Origin of the sequence: Enterobacter sp. S-33 (assembly GCF_028735835.1) — a bacterium.
GTDB classification, from domain to species: Bacteria; Pseudomonadota; Gammaproteobacteria; order Enterobacterales; family Enterobacteriaceae; genus Enterobacter; species Enterobacter vonholyi.
The window spans coordinates 3,170,339-3,192,640 of record NZ_CP117838.1; the positions used below are offsets into that span (position 1 = coordinate 3,170,339).

The 22,302-nt window shown below is 55.4% G+C and carries 20 protein-coding genes and 1 tRNA gene; 15 read left to right on the forward strand and 6 right to left on the reverse strand.

Translation table 11 applies throughout. The features are described 5' to 3' along the window. Positions 1-107: 107 nt before the first annotated feature. The 9 genes from PUP35_RS15005 (at position 108) to yejF (ending at position 11,700) form a co-directional block, all read left to right on the forward strand. Positions 108-1,574: a mannitol dehydrogenase family protein gene (locus PUP35_RS15005; RefSeq protein ID WP_271368640.1), complete on the forward strand. Its 1,467-nt coding sequence runs from the start codon at positions 108-110 to the stop codon at positions 1,572-1,574. Between the two features lie 124 nt (positions 1,575-1,698). Continuing rightward, entirely contained in the window at positions 1,699-2,685 is a 987-nt protein-coding gene (locus tag PUP35_RS15010; RefSeq protein ID WP_274240370.1) for a CobW family GTP-binding protein, read from the forward strand. 33 nt (positions 2,686-2,718) lie between these two features. Further along, positions 2,719-3,432 carry a phosphatase PAP2 family protein gene (locus tag PUP35_RS15015; protein WP_181899759.1) on the forward strand — a complete coding sequence of 238 codons (714 nt, stop codon included), beginning with the start codon at positions 2,719-2,721 and terminating at the stop codon, positions 3,430-3,432. Positions 3,433-3,847: 415 nt separating this feature from the next. Beyond that, positions 3,848-4,417, forward strand: coding sequence for a bifunctional murein DD-endopeptidase/murein LD-carboxypeptidase (gene mepS, locus PUP35_RS15020; protein WP_008500946.1), 570 nt, complete (start codon positions 3,848-3,850; stop codon positions 4,415-4,417). Positions 4,418-4,544: 127 nt separating this feature from the next. Then, on the forward strand, positions 4,545-6,101 hold the full coding sequence (locus tag PUP35_RS15025) for a cyclic di-GMP phosphodiesterase (RefSeq protein ID WP_274240371.1): 1,557 nt from the start codon (positions 4,545-4,547) through the stop codon (positions 6,099-6,101). Between the two features lie 73 nt (positions 6,102-6,174). Further along, complete coding sequence (locus PUP35_RS15030) at positions 6,175-7,980, forward strand: extracellular solute-binding protein (protein WP_274240372.1); 1,806 nt, start codon at positions 6,175-6,177, stop codon at positions 7,978-7,980. Between the two features lie 9 nt (positions 7,981-7,989). After that, on the forward strand, positions 7,990-9,084 hold the full coding sequence (locus PUP35_RS15035; protein WP_274240373.1) for a microcin C ABC transporter permease YejB: 1,095 nt from the start codon (positions 7,990-7,992) through the stop codon (positions 9,082-9,084). Next, on the forward strand, positions 9,084-10,109 hold the full coding sequence (locus PUP35_RS15040) for an ABC transporter permease (RefSeq protein WP_133294830.1): 1,026 nt from the start codon (positions 9,084-9,086) through the stop codon (positions 10,107-10,109). The genes PUP35_RS15035 and PUP35_RS15040 overlap by 1 nt, the downstream gene beginning before the upstream one ends. 1 nt (position 10,110) lies before the next feature. Next, positions 10,111-11,700, forward strand: coding sequence for a microcin C ABC transporter ATP-binding protein YejF (gene yejF, locus PUP35_RS15045; RefSeq protein WP_274240374.1), 1,590 nt, complete (start codon positions 10,111-10,113; stop codon positions 11,698-11,700). A gap of 3 nt (positions 11,701-11,703) precedes the next feature. Here yejF and PUP35_RS15050 read toward each other — a convergent pair whose 3' ends face one another. The 3 genes from PUP35_RS15050 to rsuA form a co-directional block, all read right to left on the reverse strand. Next, complete coding sequence (locus tag PUP35_RS15050; protein ID WP_008500952.1) at positions 11,704-12,048, reverse strand: YejG family protein; 345 nt, start codon at positions 12,046-12,048, stop codon at positions 11,704-11,706. A 279-nt stretch (positions 12,049-12,327) separates the two neighbouring features. Beyond that, entirely contained in the window at positions 12,328-13,524 is a 1,197-nt protein-coding gene (locus tag PUP35_RS15055; RefSeq protein WP_274240375.1) for a Bcr/CflA family multidrug efflux MFS transporter, read from the reverse strand. A gap of 15 nt (positions 13,525-13,539) precedes the next feature. Continuing rightward, entirely contained in the window at positions 13,540-14,247 is a 708-nt protein-coding gene (gene rsuA / locus PUP35_RS15060; protein WP_274240376.1) for a 16S rRNA pseudouridine(516) synthase RsuA, read from the reverse strand. A gap of 152 nt (positions 14,248-14,399) precedes the next feature. On the opposite strand from rsuA, the gene PUP35_RS15065 reads away from it, so the two are divergent. Continuing rightward, positions 14,400-16,160, forward strand: coding sequence for a DEAD/DEAH box helicase (locus PUP35_RS15065; protein ID WP_111967554.1), 1,761 nt, complete (start codon positions 14,400-14,402; stop codon positions 16,158-16,160). Positions 16,161-16,285: 125 nt separating this feature from the next. Beyond that, complete coding sequence (gene rplY, locus PUP35_RS15070) at positions 16,286-16,570, forward strand: 50S ribosomal protein L25 (protein WP_008500956.1); 285 nt, start codon at positions 16,286-16,288, stop codon at positions 16,568-16,570. 50 nt (positions 16,571-16,620) lie between these two features. Here rplY and yejK read toward each other — a convergent pair whose 3' ends face one another. Beyond that, the gene (gene yejK / locus PUP35_RS15075) at positions 16,621-17,628 is read right to left on the reverse strand and encodes a nucleoid-associated protein YejK (protein ID WP_109845346.1); all 1,008 of its coding nucleotides are present in this window, start codon (positions 17,626-17,628) and stop codon (positions 16,621-16,623) included. A 134-nt stretch (positions 17,629-17,762) separates the two neighbouring features. On the opposite strand from yejK, the gene PUP35_RS15080 reads away from it, so the two are divergent. From PUP35_RS15080 to PUP35_RS15090, 3 genes are all read left to right on the forward strand, one after another. Continuing rightward, complete coding sequence (locus PUP35_RS15080; RefSeq protein WP_008500958.1) at positions 17,763-17,990, forward strand: YejL family protein; 228 nt, start codon at positions 17,763-17,765, stop codon at positions 17,988-17,990. A gap of 19 nt (positions 17,991-18,009) precedes the next feature. After that, entirely contained in the window at positions 18,010-19,770 is a 1,761-nt protein-coding gene (yejM, locus tag PUP35_RS15085) for an LPS biosynthesis-modulating metalloenzyme YejM (RefSeq protein WP_115875868.1), read from the forward strand. 72 nt (positions 19,771-19,842) lie between these two features. Continuing rightward, a tRNA-Pro gene (locus tag PUP35_RS15090) sits at positions 19,843-19,919 on the forward strand. Positions 19,920-19,955: 36 nt separating this feature from the next. Here the strand turns inward: PUP35_RS15090 and PUP35_RS15095 are convergent. Next, positions 19,956-21,143, reverse strand: a complete 1,188-nt coding sequence (locus PUP35_RS15095; RefSeq protein WP_115875869.1) for an MFS transporter — start codon at positions 21,141-21,143, stop codon at positions 19,956-19,958. Positions 21,144-21,268: 125 nt separating this feature from the next. Beyond that, entirely contained in the window at positions 21,269-21,529 is a 261-nt protein-coding gene (locus PUP35_RS15100; RefSeq protein WP_010433451.1) for a DUF2534 family protein, read from the reverse strand. A gap of 209 nt (positions 21,530-21,738) precedes the next feature. Here PUP35_RS15100 and eco point away from each other — a divergent pair, with 209 nt between their 5' ends. Beyond that, positions 21,739-22,242, forward strand: coding sequence for a serine protease inhibitor ecotin (gene eco, locus PUP35_RS15105; protein WP_045351839.1), 504 nt, complete (start codon positions 21,739-21,741; stop codon positions 22,240-22,242). Positions 22,243-22,302 lie beyond the last annotated feature (60 nt).

A 22,302-nucleotide genomic window follows, 5' to 3' on the forward strand; every position in this document is an offset into this window, starting at 1 on the left:
TTGATCAAACTCACATAACGGGGATATTTACGGCTCACCAATTTTATTTGCTGTCATATAACTTTACACTGGCATTGTTAATTAATGGTTAATCAGGTGTGTATCTCATGAAGACAATTGCCTCTACCGTCCTTCCTGCCGGGGTTCAGCAACCTCGCTACGATCGCCAGTCATTACGCTCCCGCATCGTCCACTTTGGCTTTGGCGCGTTTCACCGTGCGCACCAGGCCTTGTTAACAAATAGGGTGCTGAATGAAAAAGGCGGCGACTGGGGGATTTGTGAGATTAGCCTGTTCAGCGGCGACGTGCTGATGAGCCAGCTGCGCGCGCAGGAGCATCTGTTCACCGTGCTGGAGAAAGGGGCTGAAGGAAATGAGGCGATTATCGTCGGCGCCGTCCATGAGTGCCTGAACGCAAAGCTGGACTCCCTGCCCGCCATTATTGAGAAATTTTGCGAGCCTCAGGTCGCGATCGTATCGCTCACCATCACGGAAAAAGGCTATTGCATCGATCCCGCGACCGGAAAACTCGATCTGAATAACCCCCGGATCGTCCACGACCTTGAAAACCCCTCAGAGCCACATTCGGCCCCAGGGATCCTGGTCGAAGCGCTCCACCGCCGCCGCGAGCGCGGCTTGCCTGCGTTTACCGTGCTCTCCTGCGACAACATCCCGGATAACGGGCACGTGGTCAAAAACGCGGTGCTGGGCATGGCGCAAAAGCGTTCCGCGGCGCTGTCTGAATGGATTGATAGCCACGTGAGCTTCCCGGGAACGATGGTTGACAGAATTGTTCCCGCCGCGACGGAAGCATCGCTGGCGGAAATCACAGACGCGCTCGGCGTTGAAGATCCGTGCGCCATCAGCTGCGAACCGTTTATTCAGTGGGTGGTGGAAGATAATTTTGTCGCAGGCCGTCCCGAGTGGGAAGTGGCGGGTGTCCAGATGGTGCAGGATGTTCTGCCGTGGGAGCAGATGAAATTACGCATGCTCAACGGCAGCCACTCTTTCCTGGCGTATCTCGGGTATCTCGCTGGCTACGCGCATATTAACGAATGCATGGAGGACGCGGCGTTCCGTGAAGCCGCCCGTCGGCTGATGCTGAACGAGCAGGCCCCCACGTTACGGATTAAGGATGTCGACCTTACCGCATACGCCGATAGCCTAATTGAACGCTTTGCCAACCCGGCCCTCCAGCATCGGACCTGGCAAATCGCGATGGACGGTAGCCAGAAGCTTCCGCAAAGAATGCTGGACGGGATCCGCGTTCATCTTGAGCGAAATACGCCGTGGTCGCTGCTGGCTCTGGGCGTGGCCGGCTGGATACGCTACGTCAGCGGTATCGACGACCGTGGCAATGCGATTGACGTTCGCGATCCCCTCAGCGATAAAATCCGCGCCATCGTCAACGCCAGCAGCGACGCCGACCGCGTTAACGCGCTGCTGGGGCTGAGTGAGGTCTTTGGTCACGATCTCGCACAAAACAGCGTCTTTGTGGAGACTGTCCGCCAGGCATACCAGCGCATTATCCGCAACGGCGCACGTCAGGCTGTTATCGAAACGTTAAATATTTAACGATTATTGCGCTTAACGCGAACGGATGAGGCCTCCGTTCGCCCTTCCCCTTCTCACAGGTCACGTTTTTCGCCAGGATAGAGAGAATAGTGTTATAGCATCACAATTCTCATCTGGAGCGCACGTGACCAAAACCAACCTCATCACCGGTTTTCTCGGCAGCGGTAAAACCACCTCAATTCTCCACCTGCTGGCGAATAAAGATCCGGCCGAGAAGTGGGCCGTGCTGGTCAATGAATTTGGCGAGGTGGGCATTGACGGCGCGTTGCTGTCATCCAGCGGCGCGATGATTAAAGAGATCCCCGGCGGATGCATGTGCTGCGTCAATGGCCTGCCTATGCAGTTCGGCCTAAATACCCTGCTGCGTCAGGGCAAACCTGACCGCCTGCTGATTGAACCTACCGGGCTGGGTCACCCTAAGCAAATCCTCGATTTACTGACCGCCCCGGTTTACGAGCCGTGGATCGATTTGCGCGCCACCCTGTGCCTGCTCGATCCGCGTCAGCTTCTGGATGACAAGGCGGTGGCAAATGAGAACTTCCGCGATCAGCTCGCCTCCGCTGACGTTATTGTCGCGAATAAAGCAGATCGCGCCACGGCTGAAAGCCAGGCCGCGCTGGATGCGTGGTGGCAACATTTTGGCGGCAATCGCACGCGGGTGCAGACCACCCAGGGGAATATTGATAGCGCCCTGCTTGACCTGCCTCGTCTGAACCGCACCGAGCTGCCCGCCAGCGCGGAGCATTCGCACAGTCATCCGGTTAAGCAGGGTCTGGCAGCCCTGAGTCTGCCGGAACACCAGCGCTGGCGTCGTAATCTGAATAGCGGCCAGGGATATCAGGCCTGCGGATGGATTTTTGATGCTGAAACCGTTTTTGACACCATCGGGATCCTGGAGTGGGCCCGTCTTGCGCCCGTCGATCGCGTGAAAGGGATCATGCGCACCCCGGACGGACTGGTGCGGATCAATCGCCAGGGCGACGATTTCTTTATTGAAACGCAAAACGTGGCGCCGCCTGACAGCCGTATAGAGTTAATTAGTGCGGTTAACGCCGACTGGAATGCCCTCCAGTCCAGTCTGTTGAGGATTCGTTTAAGTTCGGGCGGCTAACGTTGCCCCAGTTTTCACTCTATGCAGAACGTTATGACAACTCGATTTCCCCTGATATTACTGCTTAATGTCGCCGGTCTGGCGCTTTTCTTCTCCTGGTATATCCCGGCAGATCATGGTTTCTGGTTCCCGCTGGATTCTGCCATTTTTCACTTCTTCAATCAGGAGCTGGTGAAGAGCAACGCGTTCCTGTGGCTGGTGGCAATTACCAACAACCGCGCCTTTGACGGCTTCTCGCTGCTGGCGATGGGCTGCCTGATGCTCTCTTTCTGGCTGAAAGAGGACAAAGCCGGGCGTCGGCGTATTCTGATTATCGGTCTGGTGATGCTGCTGTTTGCTGTCGTCATTAACCAGCTGGCCACCGCGATTATTCCGGTTAAGCGTTCCAGCCCAACGCTCTTTTTCACCGATATTTATCGCGTCAGCGAGCTGCTGCATATTCCAACAAAAGATGCGTCGAAGGACAGTTTCCCTGGCGATCACGGCATGATGCTGCTTATTTTTTCCTCAATTATGCTTCGCTATTTCGGCAGAAAAGCGTTTGCCATAGCCCTGATTATTTTTGTGGTTTTTGCCTTCCCGCGCGTAATGATTGGCGCTCACTGGTTCACCGATATTGCCGTCGGTTCGCTCTCCGTTGCGCTGATTGCGCTGCCGTGGTGTTTGATGACCCCACTGAGCGACAGGATAATAGCGCTGTTCGATCGCTATCTTCCCGGCAGAGCGCAACAACAATTAAACAAATAACTAACCTAAATTAACGTGAGCTATCAGGGATCGACATGATCCCCGATAGCCTTTCCGCCACGATCTTTTCCCAGCGTCATATTCTTGTCATCACATTCATGATAAAAATGAAGCAATTGCGCGATAAAGCCTCGGATCTGTCTGCATTTTAAGCAATTACGGATTTTTACTTTCTGTATCACATTTTCTTATAAAAAAAAGGCTTTTTTTTCTCGCAATACCCCAGGCAATCGGTTAATCTCGAACTCGTTTTGCCCCATAGAGATAATTATTTCTCTGGCGAATAATTTTGTGCGCTGTACCACAAATGTGACCAGAAAGAATTGTCTCAATGTGAACAGATAATTAGTCTCGTCACGTTTGGCATTTTTATAACGATATTTGTCGTTAAGGACTTCAAGGGAAAATAAACAAAATGGTCAAATCTCAACCGTTTCTGAGATATATCTTACGGGGGATCCCGGCGATAGCAGTCGCGGTACTGTTGTCTGCATGTAGTACATCGAACACCGCAAAGAATATGCATCCTGAGACGCGTGTTGTGGGAATGGAAGATTCCTCGTCACTGCAAGCCTCTCAGGATGAATTTGAAAATATGGTACGTAATCTGGACGTGAAGTCCCGCATTATGGACCAGTATGCTGACTGGAAAGGCGTGCGTTATCGTCTTGGCGGCAGCACAAAAACAGGTATTGATTGTTCCGGTTTTGTACAGCGTACATTCCGCGAGCAATTTGGGTTAGATCTTCCGCGTTCAACCTATGAACAGCAGGAGATGGGCAAGTCGATTTCACGTACCAAACTGCGCACCGGTGATCTAGTCCTGTTCCGTGCCGGTTCTACAGGTCGACATGTTGGCATCTACATTGGTAATGACCAGTTCGTACATGCCTCCACCAGCAGCGGTGTCACCATTTCCAGCATGAATGAACCGTACTGGAAGAAGCGCTACAACGAAGCACGCCGCGTACTGACCCGCAGTTAATATGACTATCGTATCGTTGGTTATCCCTTGGCTGGCGATATGATGAAAAAAAGCACTGCTTCGGCAGTGTTTTTTTTTGCCCGTTACACTGAATACATCCAGCGGCATTTCAGGAATTACGACGTCTATGTTCACCCGCTATTTCTCCAGCAATCGCAAGATACTGATCCTCAGCATCATCACAGGCCTGATCGCCGCCCTGCTCCTGGGTTCGTTGCAATTTTTCTGGAGCTACCACAAGCGGGAAGTCAAATTCGACACCCTGATCCACGATGTGAGCATCTATATGGAGAGCTATTTCGATGAGTTAAAAAATTCTATCGATGTGCTCCAGCCGCTCACGTTAAACAATTGCCACGACGTAAATCAGGAACTCACTTCGCGCGCTGCCTTTAGCGTTAACGTTCGCGCATTCCTGCTGGTCAGAGACAAAATGGCGTTCTGCTCTTCTGCTACGGGTCCGATGAATTCCCCAATGGAGGAGCTGATACCTGAGCTGCACATCGACAAACAGATTGATATGGCGTTGCTTCCCGGCACTCCGATGTTGCCCAACAAGCCCGCCATTGCCATCTGGTACCGTAACCCGCTAGTGAAGGACGGCGGCGTATTTACCTCAGTGAATCTCAACCTGACGCCTTACCTGCTCTACACGGCTCGCCAGGACGAATTTGCCGGCATCGCCATCATCATTGGCGATCATGCGCTGTCAACGCGGTCCAGCATGCTGGTCAACGCGCACGATCTTCATGAAACGCCGGCCCGTACCGCAACGCTGAAAGACGTTCCCCTGACCATAAATCTGTATGCGGACGCCTGGACCAGCGATGAAATTCTTTACGCCCTGTTCTTCGGGCTGGTATGCGGCATTTGTGCCGGCTCGCTCAACTACTATATCCTCAGCATTCGCCTCAACCCGGGTAAAGAGATTTTGAGCGCGATTAAGCGCGGCCAGTTTTATGTAGTCTATCAGCCCGTCGTCGATGCTAAATCGCTCCAGATGACCGGGCTGGAAGTACTGATGCGCTGGAAACACCCGACAATGGGGGAAATTCCGCCCGACGCGTTTATCAATTTTGCCGAAGCGCAGAAGCTCATTGTCCCGCTGACGCTGCATCTTTTTGACCTTATCATTCACGATGCTCCCGTGTTACAAACGCTGTTACCTCCGGGCGCAAAGGTGGGAATCAACATCGCGCCGGGGCATCTGCATGCGGAAAGCTTCAAGGACGATATGCGCACCTTCAAAGCGTTACTGCCGCCAGATTACTTCCAGATCGTGCTGGAAATTACCGAGCGCGATATGCTTAACCATCGGGAAGCCAACAGCCTCTTCGGATGGCTGCATAACGAAGGGTTTGAAATCGCCATTGATGATTTTGGTACCGGCCACAGCGCGCTGATTTACCTTGAGCATTTCACCATGGACTACCTCAAGATAGACCGCGGATTTGTTAATGCGATAGGGACTGAGACGGTAACGTCGCCGGTGCTGGATGCCGTTCTGACGCTGGCAAGACGACTGAATATGTCGACCGTCGCCGAAGGGGTAGAGACACCGGAACAGGCCGCCTGGCTGCGCGAACACAGCGTTAATTTCCTGCAGGGATACTGGATTAGCCGCCCGATGCCGCTGGCGCAGTTCCGCGAATGGCGGCCTGATATTTCGGCCGAGGGTGATTAATTTCACATTGCCCGTGACGTCACTTATTATTCAGCTTAACCGAGCCGGTCTGTAAAGAGGGAGCTGCCGCGAGATGCTTATGCGCTTTATGTTGCTGATGTTGGCATTCATGAGCCTGTCCAGCCAGGCGCAAGCCATCAAAGAAAATATCGCCTTCGCGGTGATTGGCGAGCCGAAATACGCGGTCAATTTTACGCACTTCGATTACGTCAACCCTGCCGCGCCGAAGGGCGGAAAGGTCACGCTTTCCGCCACGGGAACCTTCGACAACTTCAACCGCTTCGCCCTGCGCGGCGTGGCGGCCGCGCGGACGGAATCGCTTTACGATACGCTCTTTGTCACCTCTGATGACGAGCCCGGCAGCTACTATCCGCTTATTGCCGAGAACGTGCGTTACGCCGATAACTTCGCCTGGGCGGAGATCTCCCTTAACCCTCGAGCTCGTTTTCATGATGGTACGCCGGTTAAGGCCAGCGACGTTGCGTTCACCTTTCATAAATTTATGACCGAAGGCGTTCCCCAGTTCCGCATCGTGTATAAAGGCGCGTCGGTCAGAGCCATTGCGCCGCTTACCGTGCGCATCGAGCTGAGCGAACCAAATAAAGAGAACATGCTCAGCCTGTTCTCGCTGCCGGTGATGCCGGAATCGTTCTGGAAAAACCACAAGCTGAGCGACCCGCTTTCCACGCCTCCTCTGGCTGGCGGCCCCTACCGCATCACCGACTGGCGCATGGGGCAATATGTCGTCTATTCCCGCGTCAAAGACTACTGGGCAGCCAATCTGCCGGTAAACCGCGGACGCTGGAACTTCGACACCCTTCGCTATGATTACTACCTTGACGATAACGTGGCGTTTGAAGCGTTCAAAGCGGGGGCCTTCGATTTGCGGGTCGAGAGCAGCGCCAAAAACTGGGCGACCCGCTATATCGGCAAAAATTTCGCCAAAGGCTATATCGTCAAAGACGAGCATAAAAATGAGTCTGCGCAAGACACGCGATGGCTGGCGTTTAATATTCAGCGTCCGGTATTTAATGACCGCCGGGTGCGGGAAGCCATCTCCCTGGCCTTTGATTTTGAGTGGATGAACAAAGCGCTGTTTTACGGGGCTTACAGCCGCGCCAACAGCTATTTCCAGAACACGGAATATGCCGCGCGCGATTACCCGAAAGCCGACGAGTTGATTCTGCTGGCCCCCCTTAAAGCAGAGGTACCGCCAGAGGTGTTTACAACGGTGTTTCAGCCGCCGGCTTCAAACGGTGACGGTTACGACCGCGACAACCTGCTCAAAGCCAGCAAGCTGCTGGATGACGCGGGCTGGCATCTGAAGAATCAAAAACGTGTTGATGCCAAAACGGGCAAGCCACTCAGCTTTGAGCTGCTGCTCTCGTCCGGGGGCAACGACCAGTGGGTGCTGCCGTTTAAGCACAATCTTGAGCGGCTGGGTGTGACCATGAACATTCGCCAGGTGGATAACGCGCAGATCACCAGCCGCATGCGCAGCCGTGATTACGACATGATGCAGCGCCTGTGGCCCGCCCAACCATGGCCCAGCTCGGACCTGCAAATCTCCTGGGCCTCCAGCTACATCGACTCCTCGTACAATGCGCCGGGGGTAAAAAGCCCGGCGATTGACGCGCTGATTGCGAAAATCGTGGCGGCGCAAGGGGATAAAGAAAAGCTCCTGCCGCTCGGGCGCGCCCTCGACAGGGTCTTAACCTGGAACTACTACATGCTGCCGATGTGGTATATGGGCGAAGATCGCCTTGCGCGCTGGGATAAGTTCTCCGTGCCTGCCGTGCGCCCTGTCTACTCCCTGGGCTTTGATACCTGGTGGTATGACGTTAACAAAGCCGCCAGACTTCCCGCTGAGCGGCGATAAGGAATCATCATGGGTGCCTATCTTATCCGTCGTCTCCTGCTGGTCATCCCCACCCTGTGGGCTATCATCACGATTAACTTTTTTATCGTGCAAATTGCTCCCGGCGGCCCGGTCGATCAGGCGATTGCCGCCATTGAATTTGGCAACAGCGGCGGCATGCCCGGCGGCGGCGGTGAAGGCATGGGCGCAAGCCATGCGCGAACCGGCGTAGGGAATATCAGTGAAAGCCATTATCGCGGCGGACGCGGGCTGGATCCGGAAGTGATCGACGAGATCACCCACCGCTACGGCTTTGACAAACCGATTCACGAGCGCTATTTCAAAATGCTCTGGGATTACATCCGCTTTGATTTTGGCGATAGCCTGTTTCGCAGTGCGTCAGTGTTAACGCTGATCAAGCAAAGCCTGCCGGTTTCGATCACGCTGGGGCTGTGGGGAACGCTGATTATCTATCTGGTCTCTATACCGCTTGGGATCCGCAAAGCGGTGTATAACGGTAGCCGTTTCGATATCTGGAGTAGCACGTTCATTATCATCGGCTATGCCATCCCGGCGTTTCTGTTTGCCGTCCTGCTGATCGTCTTTTTTGCCGGGGGAAGTTATTTTGACCTCTTCCCGCTGCGGGGGCTGGTCTCCGCCGATTTCAGTTCCCTGCCGTGGTATCAGAAAATCACCGACTACCTCTGGCATATCACACTGCCGGTTCTGGCCACGGTCATTGGCGGGTTTGCGGCCTTGACCATGTTGACCAAAAACGCCTTTCTCGATGAAATTCGTAAGCAGTACGTTGTTACTGCCCGCGCCAAGGGCGTGAGCGAGAAGCAGATCATGTGGAAACACGTGTTCCGCAACGCCATGCTGCTGGTAATCGCCGGGTTTCCGGCCACGTTCATCGGCATGTTTTTTACCGGCTCGCTGTTGATAGAGGTCATGTTCTCGCTCAACGGACTGGGGCTGCTGGGCTATGAGGCTACCGTATCGCGCGATTATCCGGTGATGTTTGGCACACTCTATATTTTCACCCTGATTGGCCTGCTGCTGAATATCATCAGTGATATCAGCTATACGCTGGTCGATCCCCGAATCGATTTTGAGGGCCGCTGATGCCGCGTTTAAGCCCCGTCAATCAGGCCCGCTGGGCCCGTTTTCGCCACAACCGCCGCGGCTACTGGTCGCTGTGGATTTTTGCCGTGCTGTTTGCCTTAAGCATGTGTTCGGAGCTGATCGCCAACGACAAGCCGCTGCTGGTGCATTTTAACGATCGCTGGTACGTGCCGGTCATCGCCAGCTACAGCGAAAGCGACTTTGGCGGCCCGTTTGCGACACGGGCGGAATATCAGGATCCGTGGCTTCGCCAGCAGATTGAGCAGCACGGCTGGGCGCTCTGGGCGCCGGTGCGCTTTGGCGCAAACAGTATAAACTTCGCTACCACGGCCCCCTTCCCTTCCCCGCCCTCCGCGCAAAACTGGCTGGGAACGGATGCTAACGGCGGCGACGTGCTGGCACGCATCCTGTACGGCACGCGAATATCGCTTCTCTTTGGGCTGATGCTGACGCTCTTCTCCAGCGTGATGGGCGTTGTGGCGGGCGCCGTTCAGGGTTACTACGGCGGGAAAATTGACCTGTGGGGCCAGCGTATCATCGAAGTCTGGTCTGGTATGCCAACGCTGTTTCTGATAATCCTGCTTTCCAGCGTCGTACAGCCCAACTTCTGGTGGCTATTAGGCATCACCGTCCTGTTCGGCTGGATGGCGCTGGTCGGCGTGGTGCGGGCGGAGTTTCTGCGCACCCGCAATTTCGACTATATCCGCGCCGCGCAGGCGCTTGGCGTTAGCGACCGGAGTATCATCTTCCGCCATATGCTGCCTAACGCCGTGGTGGCAACGCTCACCTTCCTGCCGTTTATTCTGTGCAGCTCCATCACCACGCTCACCTCGCTGGATTTTCTCGGTTTCGGGCTACCGCTGGGTTCCCCGTCGCTTGGCGAACTGCTGCTGCAGGGTAAGAACAACCTCCAGGCACCGTGGTTAGGCATCGCCGCCTTTCTTTCCGTGGCCGTGCTGCTGTCGCTGCTGATTTTTATTGGCGAAGCCGTGCGCGATGCCTTTGATCCGAACAAGGCGGTATAAGATGACCCAGCCTCTTCTGAGTATTGATAACCTGTCGATTGCTTTTTCAAAGCAGGGTGAGACGCGCACCGTGGTCAACGATTTATCGCTGCAGATCCAGCCCGGGGAAACGCTGGCTCTGGTCGGCGAATCGGGTTCAGGCAAAAGCGTTTCGGCGCTCTCCATCCTGCGGCTGCTGCCTTCTCCGCCGGTGAGCTATCCGCAAGGGGACATTCTTTTTCACGGCCGTTCGCTGCTGCATGCCGACGAACATACCCTGCGCGGCATTCGCGGCAACAAAATCGCGATGATCTTCCAGGAGCCGATGGTTTCACTTAACCCTCTGCACAGCCTGGAAAAACAGCTTTATGAAGTGCTCTCCCTGCACCGAGGGATGCGCAAAGAGGCCGCGCGGGGAGAAATTCTGGATTGTCTTGAACGAACGGGCATACGCAATGCGGCCAAACGGCTGAATGATTTTCCGCATCAGCTCTCCGGCGGCGAACGCCAGCGCGTGATGATCGCCATGGCCCTGCTGACGCGCCCCGAACTGTTGATTGCCGACGAGCCCACAACGGCTCTGGACGTGACGGTACAGGCGCAAATACTGACGCTGCTGCGGGATCTGCGTGACGAGCTGAACATGAGCCTGCTGTTTATCACGCACAACCTGAGCATTGTGAGAAAGCTGGCCGACAGCGTCGCGGTGATGCAAAACGGACGCTGTGTTGAACAGGATACGGCGTCCGCGCTGCTGAGCGCACCGCAGCACCCCTATACGCAGCGCCTGCTCGACAGCGAACCCTCCGGCGACCCGGTTCCTCTCGATGCGGACAGCACGCCGCTGCTGCGCGTTGAGGATCTGTCCGTCTCGTTCCCGATCCGCAAAGGTATTCTGCGCCGCATTGTCGATCGCAATCCGGTGCTGAAAAATATCCGCTTCTCGCTGCGCCCGGGGGAATCCCTGGGGCTGGTGGGCGAATCCGGCTCGGGCAAAAGCACCACCGGTCTGGCGCTGCTGCGCTTAATTGCCTCCCAGGGCGAGATCCTCTTTGACGATATGCCGCTGCACCGCTGGAACCGCCGCCAGATGCTGCCCGTGCGCCCCCGCATGCAGGTGGTGTTTCAGGATCCCAACTCCTCGCTTAACCCACGGCTCAGCGTGTTACAGATTATCGAAGAGGGTCTGCGCGTCCATCAGCCCGGCCTGAGCACGCAGCAACGCGAGCAGGAGGTCATGCGGGTCATGACCGAAGTGGGTCTAGATCCCGAGACGCGCCACCGCTACCCTGCGGAATTTTCCGGTGGGCAGCGCCAGCGTATCGCCATTGCCCGCGCGCTGATCCTGAAACCGGAGCTGATTATTCTGGATGAACCGACGTCATCGCTGGACAGGACCGTACAGGCGCAGATCCTGGCGCTGCTGAAAGGGTTACAGGAAAAGCACCGGCTGGCCTATATCTTTATCAGCCATGATTTACAGGTGGTGCGGGCGCTATGCCATCAGGTGATTGTGTTGCGTCAGGGAGAGGTGGTCGAGCAGGGTGATTGCCAGCGCGTATTTAGCGCGCCAACGCAGCGCTACACGCGCCAGCTGTTGTCGTCAGACTAGCGCTCAGAATGGATACTGGCCGGAGAAAGGCTCTGCAATAGCAACGCCAAAATTTTTCAGGCGGCAGGTGGCAGCAAACTCGTCCTGGCTTTTCACAAACAGGCACGGCTCACCTTCGCACTCCAGCACGGAGCTGTCCACTTCGATATCCGTCAGGGCCTGACTGAGACGCTCCATCACCCGCCAGGCATTTTCGTCGCTCGGGCTCAGAAGCTTGAGCGCCACCAGGCAGTTTTCACAGCCCGCGACGTTTTGCGGAATCGGTTCAACTTTCGAACCAGCAAAACCCGCCGACCAGCGATAGCTCTGGGGCAAGCGATGGACAATAGAAAGTTGTAATGTATTCACGTTCGTTCCCCGGAAGCAAAATTTACTTCACAATTTATTTACATTTATAGTAACACATCATCGCCAGCCTGCACTATTCAGCACTTTTTTATCGGTATTCAGGCTCGCGTCGGCGCTATATGTACCCGTTTCTGCGATCTAACTCAACCTTTTTGAATACAATGATGTGACTTTTTACACAAATAGATTTTACATAAAATAAACAAACACGGAATAAACGAACGGGGGTTTGGTTGATATGCATCAACAAAAAAGGCCCTTCCGGGCCTTCTCTGCGTTTTAGTGGACCGCTTTTCGCGGTCGACTGGCGTAAAGATAGAAGAGTATCGAGCTGGTTGCGCAAAAAGCCATCGCCCACAGCATGGGCCATGCCGTCGTAAAGGTGGCCATCGAAAGCAACGCCCCGACGATAGCGCCGATGCCGAAGCGGAACGTCCCTGCCAGAGATGATGCGGTTCCTGCCATGTGCGGAAACTCATCCAGGATCACCGCCATCGCATTGGACGACACCATCGACACGCAGCCAACAAAGGCCGCCACGCCGACCACCAGCGCCCAGAAGCCCACGCCCAGAAACGCGCTCACCACCAGCCAGATCGCCATCACAAACTGGATCCACAGCCCGGCGCGGAACATGTTCAGCGCCCCCACCCGCCGGACAAAGCGGCTGTTGATGATAGTCATGATGAACAGGAAGACGATGTTAAGCGCAAAGTAATAGCCGAAGTGCTGCGGCGAAACGTGGTTCAGCTCTATATAGACAAACGGCCCGGCGCTCAGGAAGGAGAACATTCCGGCGAAGCTGAACCCGCTTGCTAGCATATAGCTGAGCACGCGCTTGTGGCGAAACAGCGAGGCAAAGTTGCCGATGGTGGTACGGATGTGAAACTTCTGGCGGCGCTCGACGGGAAGCGTTTCATTAATAAAGAAGAAGATCATCGCGGAGGCCAGCAGCGCGGCCAGGGCCAGGATCCAGAAAATCACATGCCAGCTGAACCACACCAGCACCGCACCACCGGCCATTGGGGCCACCAGCGGCGCAATCGTCGTCACCAGCATGACAAACGACATCATGCGGGAGAACTCTTCTTTGGGGTAGATATCGCGCATCAGGGCGTTAATCACCACGCTTGCCGCTGCCGCCGCCAGACCGTGGAAGAAACGCATGATAATCAGATGATCGATAGTCTGCGCCAGCGCGCAGGCAACCGCTGCGGCGGCAAAGACCAGCGTCCCGCCCAGAATGACCGGCTTGCGTCCAAGGCTGTCGGCCATCGGGCCATAAAACAGCTGGCCGAGGGCAAAGCCGAGAATATAGGTGCTGAGCGTCATCTGCGCGCTGCCCGCCGGAACGCCAAACTGCGCGGAAATGACCGGCAGCGCGGGCAGGTACATATCGATAGACAGCGGCATCAGCATGGCCAGCAGGCCAAGAATGAAGACGATTTTGAACGACGAGTGTGGCCTGGTGGTCACAGAGTTCTCCTGAAATTAGTGCGAAGGCAGACCGACGCTGGCGATCTCTTCTTCCGTTAACGGGCGATATTCGCCAGGCGCCAGGTCGGGATCGAGTTCAATCGCACCAATCCGTTCGCGATGCAGGCCAACAACGTGGTTCCCCACCGCGGCAAACATACGTTTCACCTGATGGTAGCGCCCTTCGCTGATGGTCAGGCGGACCTCCGTCGGGGTGATGACTTCGAGCACCGCCGGTTTGGTCAGATCTTTTTCATTATGCAGCTGAACGCCTTTCGCGAAGTGCTCTGTCGTGTCATCCGACACCGGTGACTCCAGCGTCACGAGATAGGTTTTCTCGCAGTCGTGGCGTGGAGAGGTGATGCGGTGCGACCACTGACCGTCGTCGGTCATCAGCACCAGCCCGGTGGTGTCGATATCGAGTCGACCTGCGGCGTGCAGCTTGTGCGCCACCGGCTCGTCGAGGAAATAGAGCACCGTCGGGTGATCCGGATCGTCCGTTGAGCAGACGTAGCCTTCCGGCTTATTGAGCATGAAGTAGCGCGGACCGTGCTGCTGGGTCAGCGGATTGCCGTCATACTCCACCTGATGGTCAGGTTGCAGTTTGAACGCGCTGTCTCTCACAATGTCGCCATCCACGGTAACGCGGCTGGCGCGAATTTCGCGCCCGGCAATAGCGCGGCTTACGCCGAGTTGCTGAGCGATAAACTTATCAAGTCGCATGAAATCTTTTTAGCCTTAATGGTGCAGGAAGTCGGACAACAGGTCCGAAAAAAGAAGCAGTCTGGAACGGTTCAGTATAATGGTCTGGTTGCGCCACTCAAGGGAAAAAGTTTCGTGGCATACTATGTGCGGAATAACGAAACCGAGACCCCATGACTTTTACACTTCGTCCCTATCAGCAGGAAGCCGTTGACGCCACCCTCGCCTGGTTCCGTAAACATCGCGAGCCGGCGGCGATTGTGCTCCCGACCGGTGCAGGCAAAAGCCTGGTCATTGCCGAACTGGCGCGTCTGGCCCGCGGCCGCGTGCTGGTGCTGGCGCACGTTAAAGAGCTCGTCGCGCAAAACCATGCCAAATATTGTGCACTTGGGCTGGAAGCCGATATTTTCGCTGCCGGGCTGAAGCGTAAAGAGAGCCACGGCAAAGTGGTGTTTGGCAGCGTGCAGTCGGTGGCCCGCAATCTGGACCTGTTTCGCAGCGAATTTTCGCTGCTGATTGTCGACGAATGTCACCGCATCAGCGATGACGACGACAGCCAGTATCAGCAAATCCTGTCCCACCTGAAAGAGGTGAATCCTCACCTGCGCCTGTTGGGCCTGACGGCGACCCCGTTTCGTCTGGGGAAAGGCTGGATCTATCGCTACCATTATCACGGCATGGTGCGCGGCGATGACAAGGCCCTGTTTAGCGACTGCATCTACGAGCTTCCGCTGCGCTACATGATTAAACATGGCTACCTGACGCCACCTGAGCGGCTGGATATGCCGGTGGTGCAGTACGATTTCAGCCGCCTGCAGGCGCAGAGCAACGGGTTATTCAGCGAAGCGGATCTTAACCAGGAGCTGAAAAAGCAAAAGCGCATTACGCCGCATATCATCAGCCAGATAGAGGAGTTCGCCGCGACGCGCAAAGGGGTGATGATCTTTGCCGCCACCGTTGAGCACGCGCGAGAAATCACCGGGTTACTGCCCCCCGGCGACGCGGCGCTCATCACCGGCGAGACGCCCGGCCCCGAGCGCGACCGCCTGATTGAGGCCTTTAAAGCCCAGCAGTTCCGCTATCTGGTTAACGTATCGGTATTGACCACCGGCTTTGACGCCCCGCACGTCGATCTGATCGCTATTTTGCGTCCGACCGAATCGGTCAGTCTGTATCAGCAAATTGTTGGCCGCGGCCTGCGTCTGGCGCCGGGGAAAACCGACTGCCTGATTCTGGATTATGCCGGTAACCCGCACGATCTCTATACGCCTGAGGTCGGCGCGCCAAAAGGGAAAAGCGACAACGTGCCCGTGCAGGTCTTTTGCCCTGCCTGCGGGTTTGCCAACACCTTCTGGGGAAAAACCACCGCCGACGGCACGCTGATCGAACATTTTGGCCGCCGCTGTCAGGGCTGGTTTGAAGATGATGACGGGCATCGCGAGCAGTGCGATTTCCGCTTCCGGTTTAAAAACTGCCCGCAGTGCAACGCCGAAAACGACATTGCCGCTCGCCGCTGTCGGGAATGCGACACGGTGCTGGTTGACCCGGACGACATGCTGAAAGCGGCATTAAAGCTGAAAGATGCGCTGGTGCTGCGCTGTTCCGGCATGGCGTTGCAGCCCGGCGCCGATGAAAAAGGCGAATGGCTGAAAATCACCTATTACGATGAAGACGGGGCGGACGTCAGCGAGCGCTTCCGGCTCCAGACGCCTGCCCAGCGAACGGCCTTCGAACAGCTGTTTATTCGCCCGCACACCCGCACCCCGGGGGTGCCCCTGCGCTGGATCACCGTGGCGGATATCGTGCGCCAGCAGGTGCTATTGCGCCATCCGGATTTTGTCGTCGCCCGCAAAAAAGGCCAGTTCTGGCAGGTGCGCGAGAAACTCTTTGACTACGAAGGTCGCTTCCGTCGCGCCAACGAATTGCGCGGTTAGCGGGACTTTTCATTGATGTGGGGGGCATTTGAGTATAAAATGCCGCCCGCTTCACATCCGTGAGGCAGAACACTCACCTGCTGCTGGGTCGCCTGTAGTAGGGTTTTAAATACAGAGAGAAATCAATGTTTACTATCGAAGCAGAAGTACGTAACGTGCAGGGTAAGGGTGCGAGCCGCCGCCTGCGTACCGCTAACAAGTTCCCGGCTATCGTTTACGGTGGCGAAGCTGCTCCAGTTGCAATCGAACTGGATCACGACAAACTGTGGAACCTGCAGACCAAAGCTGAATTCTACAGCGAAGTTCTGACCATCGTTGTTGGCGGTAAAGAAGAAAAAGTGAAAGTTCAGGCTGTTCAGCGTCACGCGTTCAAGCCAAAACTGACTCACATCGACTTCGTTCGCGCGTAATCGCAAACCTGTCGAAAAAAACCCCGCTTCTGCGGGGTTTTTTGTGCCTGCTATTTACCGCCCGAGGTGCGGCGCTGAAGCTGATCGCGCAGATTCGGCGGCGTGCCCTTAATGGTCAGCGTATCGGTGGCCGGATCCCAGAAGATACGTTCACCCAGCAGCATCGCATCAAAGTTAATGGTTAACCCACCGCCGCTGCCGGCAAACTTGGTTAACTGACGCAGCGTGCTGCGATCCGCCGGGAAGCTCTCTTCAAGCTCATAGCCCTTTTCTGCGGTAAATTCCTGGAAGCTGACTTCGCTGACGCCCGCCAGCTCTTTTGACAGCGACTCCAGCTCAATCTCTTCCCCTGCCTGCAGCTGTTCGTTGCAGTAGCTGTAAACCTGCTGACGCACCGTCTGGCGCTCAGATTTATCGAGCTGCGCTTCTGCTGTGAAATCGTCAACCGCCTGGAGCAGCCCTTTGTTCTGCGCTTTGGCGTTAAGCCCTTCACTGGCACCGAGGAAGTCCATAAAGAAATCCGCCACTTTGCGGCCCACGCGTCCCTTCAGGAAAGTCAGGTAGCGGGTCGACTCCGGGTTGGTTTCCCACTCGGTCAAATCAATACGCGCCACGATATCCGCATGGTTAATGTCCAGATAATGCGTCGAGCTGATATCCAGCTGCTCGTTCACGCGCATGCTGCTTAAGTTATTCAGCACGGTAACCAGCAGATACTCGACCGCCAGATAGCGGTAGTGGCAGAACAAGACAATCCCGCCGTCGGCGAACGGATATTTAGCCAGCTCGTCGCGCAGACGCCCGGTTGCCGCACGGCTAAACGCCAGGAAATCCTCTTCACCCTGGCGCTGCAGGCGCAGGCTATCGGCCAGTTCGCTGTCTTCGCTGAAAAGACCATAGGCTTTATTTTTGGCGCTGTAGACGCGATGCAGCTCTGCCATCATCTCCACCACGGTCGCCGTGGGTTCCAGTAACGAATCGCGCAGCACCACTTCAAGGGTTTGCTCATCACGCTTGATAAGCTGGTGCAAGGCAATCTGGTTGATTTCCAGACTCATGATAAACTCTCCTTTTAGACCGGGCGGTATTCAACCACCACCAGGACATGTGTGCAACAACAGATAAAAAAGGGGAAAAAAAGCTGTTGCTACGGTAATATGTTGCCCTTTCATCAACAAACTGATTTTGATTTATGCCACAACATTCCCGCTACAGTGATGAACACGTTGAACAACTGCTCAGTGAGCTGGTCAACGTACTGGAAAAACATAAAACGCCGACCGATCTCTCCCTGATGGTTTTGGGAAATATGGTCACCAACCTGATTAACACCAGCGTTGCTCCGGCTCAGCGTCAGGCGATCGCAAAATCTTTCGCCCAGGCTTTACAGTCGTCCGTCAGCAACGACCCGGCCCATTAAGGGATACGAACAACAGTTTATGGTGACGAATCGTCAGCGCTACCGTGAAAAAGTCTCCCAGATGGTCAGCTGGGGGCACTGGTTTGCCCTGTTCAACATTCTGTTGGCGACGGTCATTGGCTGTCGTTATCTGTTTGTCGCAGACTGGCCAACAACGCTAACCGGGCGTGTCTACTCCTGGATAAGCGTTGTCGGTCACTTTAGCTTTTTGGTTTTCGCCACCTATCTGCTGATCCTGTTCCCCCTGACGTTTATCGTCATGTCGCAGCGTCTGATGCGGTTCTTATCCGCCATCCTCGCGACGGTGGGGATGACGCTGCTGCTTATCGACAGTGAAGTGTTCACCCGCTTCCACCTGCATCTTAACCCCATCGTCTGGGAACTGGTGATTAACCCCGACCAGAACGAAACGGCCCGTGACTGGCAGCTGATGTTTATCAGCGTCCCGGTGATCCTGTTGATTGAGATGCTGTTTGCGACGTGGAGCTGGCAAAAGCTCCGCAGCCTGACCCGGCGACGCCATTACGCGAAGCCCGTCGCCGCGCTCTTTTTCGTCTCCTTTATCAGTTCGCACATCATGTATATCTGGGCGGATGCAAACTTCTATCGCCCTATTACCATGCAGCGCGCGAACCTGCCGCTCTCGTACCCGATGACGGCCCGTCGTTTCCTCGAGAAACACGGCCTGCTTGACGCTCAGGAGTACCAGCGCCGTCTTATCGAGCAGGGTAATCCGGAAGCCGTCAGCGTGCAGTATCCTCTGAGCGATCTACGCTATCGCGATATGGGGCGCGGGCAAAACGTCCTGCTGATCACCGTTGATGGCCTGAACTATTCCCGTTACGAGAAGCAGATGCCTGTGCTGGCCGATTTCGCGAGTCAAAACGTCTCGTTTACTCAGCATATGAGCTCCGGTAACACAACCGACGCGGGCATCTTTGGCCTCTTCTATGGCATTTCAGCCGGATACATGGACGGCGTACTCTCTACCCGCACGCCTGCGGCGCTGATCACCGGGCTGAATCAGCAGGGCTATCAGTTAGGGTTGTTCTCATCCGATGGCTTTAACAGCCCGCTCTACCGCCAGGCGCTGCTGTCCGATTTCTCACTGCCAGCGGCACAAAATCAGTCCGATGCGCAGACCGCCGGCCAATGGATAAACTGGCTTCAGCGCTACGCGCAGGAAGATAACCGCTGGTTCTCATGGGTTGCCTTTAACGGCACAACGCTTGCTAACAGCAATAAGAGTGATTTCGCGCGCCGCTACGGCCGCGCGGCGGGTGATGTTGATGCGCAGATTGGCCGCGTGCTTGACGCGCTACGTGAGTCCGGCAAGCTGGATAACACCGTGGTGATCGTGACCGCAGGCCATGGCGTCCCGTTAGGTGACGAGACGAAGAGCATGAGCTGGTCACGCCCGAACCTGCAGGTTCCGCTGGTGATCCACTGGCCTGGCACCCCGGCACAGCGCATCAATATGCTTACCGAGCATAAAGATGTGATGACTACCCTGATGCAACGCCTGCTGCATGTCAGCACGCCAGCGAACGAGTATTCGCAGGGACAGGATCTCTTCAGCGCCGCGCGCCGCCATAACTGGGTCACGGCTGCCGGGAATGACACGCTGGTGGTGACCACACCGAAGCTGACGCTGGTGCTGAACAGTAACGGGAATTATCAGACGTATAATCTGCAGGGTGAACGGTTGAAAGACCAGAAACCGCAGCTGAGCCTGCTGCTGCAGGTCCTGACGGATGAGAAGCGCTTCATCGCTAACTGATTAATAATAAACCAGTTAGCGACAGATTCCCTTGCATTCAAAACGGAATCGAGTAGTATTCTTTTTATGCGTCGGCACGTAGCGCAGCCTGGTAGCGCACCGTCATGGGGTGTCGGGGGTCGGAGGTTCAAATCCTCTCGTGCCGACCAAAAACATACAGAAAACCAGCCTGATGGCTGGTTTTTTTATTTCGCCTCGTCCGGGGTTTTGCGCAGATACACCAGCGTAGCCAGACAAATCACCGCTCCGGCATAAAACGTATATTCCGCGCCAAACGTTTCCCATATCGCGCCGGCTCCCACGCTGGCGATTAATAATCCCACGCCGCTGACCAGACTAAAAATACCGAAAGCAGTGCCGCGCAGATCGGGCGGTGCGGTTTTAGCGATCATTGCCGCCAGTAATCCCTGGGTCATACCCATATGTACTCCCCAGAACGCGACGCCCAGAAGCATTCCAGCCCAGTGGGTGCTCAGCGCCAGCACAATATCTGCCCCAATCAGCATCACCAGGCCCCACTGCAGTAATCGGGTGTGGCTCATCCCGTCCGACAACTTGCCAAACGGATAGGCAGAGAGGAAATAGAGCAGATTCATGGCCACCATCACCAGCGGGATCAGCGCCAGCGGCACCCCCGACTGCTGTGCGCGCAGCACAAGAAATGCTTCACTGAAACGTGCGAGCGTGAAGATGGCTCCCAGGCCAATGACCCACCAGCAGCCTTTCCCGAGACGCCTGAGGTTCTCTTTTTTGATGGGGTTCGTGCGTTTATGTTCGACGGGCGTTTTCGGCTCATGCAGGCCGAAGAAAAGCAGCGCCACGGCGAGCACGCCGGGGATCACCGCGATCCAGAAAATCGTGCGGAAGTCATCGTTCCACAGCAGCATTAATCCTACGGCCAGCAGCGGCCCGAGAAATGCGCCGACGGTGTCCATCGACTGACGCAGCCCAAAGGCCGCGCCGCGAAGTTCCGGCGGCGTAACATCAGCAACCAGCGCATCGCGCGGCGCTCCCCGTATCCCCTTCCCGACCCGGTCGATTAAGCGCGCCCCAAGGATCATGCCGGAAGAAGAGGCGATAGCGAACAACGGTTTACTCAATGCGCCAAGACCGTAGCCCAGAACCGCCAGTCCTTTACGCTTGCCCAGATAGTCACTGATGGCGCCGGAAAACACCTTGATAAACAGCGCCGTAGCTTCAGCCAGACCTTCAATCAAACCAATGAAAATAACGCTGGCGCCCAGCGTCGTCACCATAAACAGCGGCAGCAGGCTGTGGATAATCTCCGAGGAGATATCCATTAACATACTGACGCCGCCCACCACCCAAACTCCTTTCGGGATCCGGCTGAGCGTTGCAAACCGGGATAACATTGCGCATCTCCTGCTTCATGTTGCACTGTCTTGTCCGAAACAGAATATCCTGGAAATGCGAATAAAAATTATTAGACATAAAAAAAGCCACCCCGCAGGATGGCTTCGATATCGCAAATCGGCGTCTAGTGTTTATCACGTCCGCCCAGGAAGAAAATGCCCAGCGGGATGGCCAGCAGAACGGTGAACACCAGGCTGTAGACAAAGATCATCGCCGACTGCAGGACATACATGCTGGTTGTCCAGGCAGAGAGAGGAATGTTGTACTGTTCGATAACGCCAACAATCGTGGCCCGCCCCACGCACGCGGCAGCAATCATAAACACAACCAGCAGCGCCAGGAGGAACTTGCGGCCTTCAGGCGTTTTCAGTTTTGCACGAACCATCTCTCTTCCCTTTTACAGATGAATAACATTAAAGAGGGTCTAAAATAACACAAACGCCTGCCGGACTCCATGCCAGTACAAATCTCTACTTAAGTGGCAAATATGTGGTTTATTTCGCTATCCATATTGAAAATGTAAGTAAATAACACCAATCATTCATAGTTGATATGTTAACCTGTGCAGGATCGTTTTGACATAAAGGAATGACAATGAAAAACGCACCTAAATTTGCCATCGCACTCATCGCCGCCGCATGTGTCAGCACCAGTGCTTTCGCCAGCGAAACCCCTAAAGAGCAGCCGCTTGAAAAAGTCGCCCCGTATCCGAAAGCGGATAAAGGGATGAAGCGTCAGGTGATCCAGCTACCGGCACAGCAGGATGAAGCGAATTTCAAAGTGGAGCTGTTGATTGGCAAGACGCTGGAAGTGGATTGCAACCAGCATCGTCTGGGCGGTCAGCTGGAAAGCAAAACGCTGGAAGGCTGGGGTTATGACTACTACGTCTTTGATAAAGTGACCTCTCCGGTCTCCACCATGATGGCCTGCCCGGACGGCAAGAAAGAGAAGAAATTTGTGACAGCGTATCTGGGCGACAATAGCCTGCTGCGCTACAACAGCAAGTTGCCGATCGTGGTTTATACGCCTGAAAACGTGGAAGTGAAGTATCGCGTGTGGAAGGCTGAAGAGAAGATTGAGCAGGCTGTCGTACGTTGAAATTAAGTCGGGTGGCGGCTTCGCCTTACCCGACCTACAAAACAACACCGAACATAGGCC

Coding starts and splice junctions, on each gene's coding strand:
- PUP35_RS15005 (WP_271368640.1), top strand. CDS start 108: ATGAAGACAATTGCCTCTACCGTCCTTCCTGCCGGGGTTCAGCAACCT.
- PUP35_RS15015 (WP_181899759.1), top strand. CDS start 2,719: ATGACAACTCGATTTCCCCTGATATTACTGCTTAATGTCGCCGGTCTG.
- mepS (WP_008500946.1), top strand. CDS start 3,848: ATGGTCAAATCTCAACCGTTTCTGAGATATATCTTACGGGGGATCCCG.
- PUP35_RS15025 (WP_274240371.1), top strand. CDS start 4,545: ATGTTCACCCGCTATTTCTCCAGCAATCGCAAGATACTGATCCTCAGC.
- PUP35_RS15030 (WP_274240372.1), top strand. CDS start 6,175: ATGCTTATGCGCTTTATGTTGCTGATGTTGGCATTCATGAGCCTGTCC.
- PUP35_RS15035 (WP_274240373.1), top strand. CDS start 7,990: ATGGGTGCCTATCTTATCCGTCGTCTCCTGCTGGTCATCCCCACCCTG.
- PUP35_RS15040 (WP_133294830.1), top strand. CDS start 9,084: ATGCCGCGTTTAAGCCCCGTCAATCAGGCCCGCTGGGCCCGTTTTCGC.
- yejF (WP_274240374.1), top strand. CDS start 10,111: ATGACCCAGCCTCTTCTGAGTATTGATAACCTGTCGATTGCTTTTTCA.
- rsuA (WP_274240376.1), bottom strand. CDS start 14,247: ATGCGACTTGATAAGTTTATCGCTCAGCAACTCGGCGTAAGCCGCGCT.
- PUP35_RS15065 (WP_111967554.1), top strand. CDS start 14,400: ATGACTTTTACACTTCGTCCCTATCAGCAGGAAGCCGTTGACGCCACC.
- rplY (WP_008500956.1), top strand. CDS start 16,286: ATGTTTACTATCGAAGCAGAAGTACGTAACGTGCAGGGTAAGGGTGCG.
- yejK (WP_109845346.1), bottom strand. CDS start 17,628: ATGAGTCTGGAAATCAACCAGATTGCCTTGCACCAGCTTATCAAGCGT.
- PUP35_RS15080 (WP_008500958.1), top strand. CDS start 17,763: ATGCCACAACATTCCCGCTACAGTGATGAACACGTTGAACAACTGCTC.
- yejM (WP_115875868.1), top strand. CDS start 18,010: ATGGTGACGAATCGTCAGCGCTACCGTGAAAAAGTCTCCCAGATGGTC.
- PUP35_RS15095 (WP_115875869.1), bottom strand. CDS start 21,143: ATGTTATCCCGGTTTGCAACGCTCAGCCGGATCCCGAAAGGAGTTTGG.
- PUP35_RS15100 (WP_010433451.1), bottom strand. CDS start 21,529: ATGGTTCGTGCAAAACTGAAAACGCCTGAAGGCCGCAAGTTCCTCCTG.
- eco (WP_045351839.1), top strand. CDS start 21,739: ATGAAAAACGCACCTAAATTTGCCATCGCACTCATCGCCGCCGCATGT.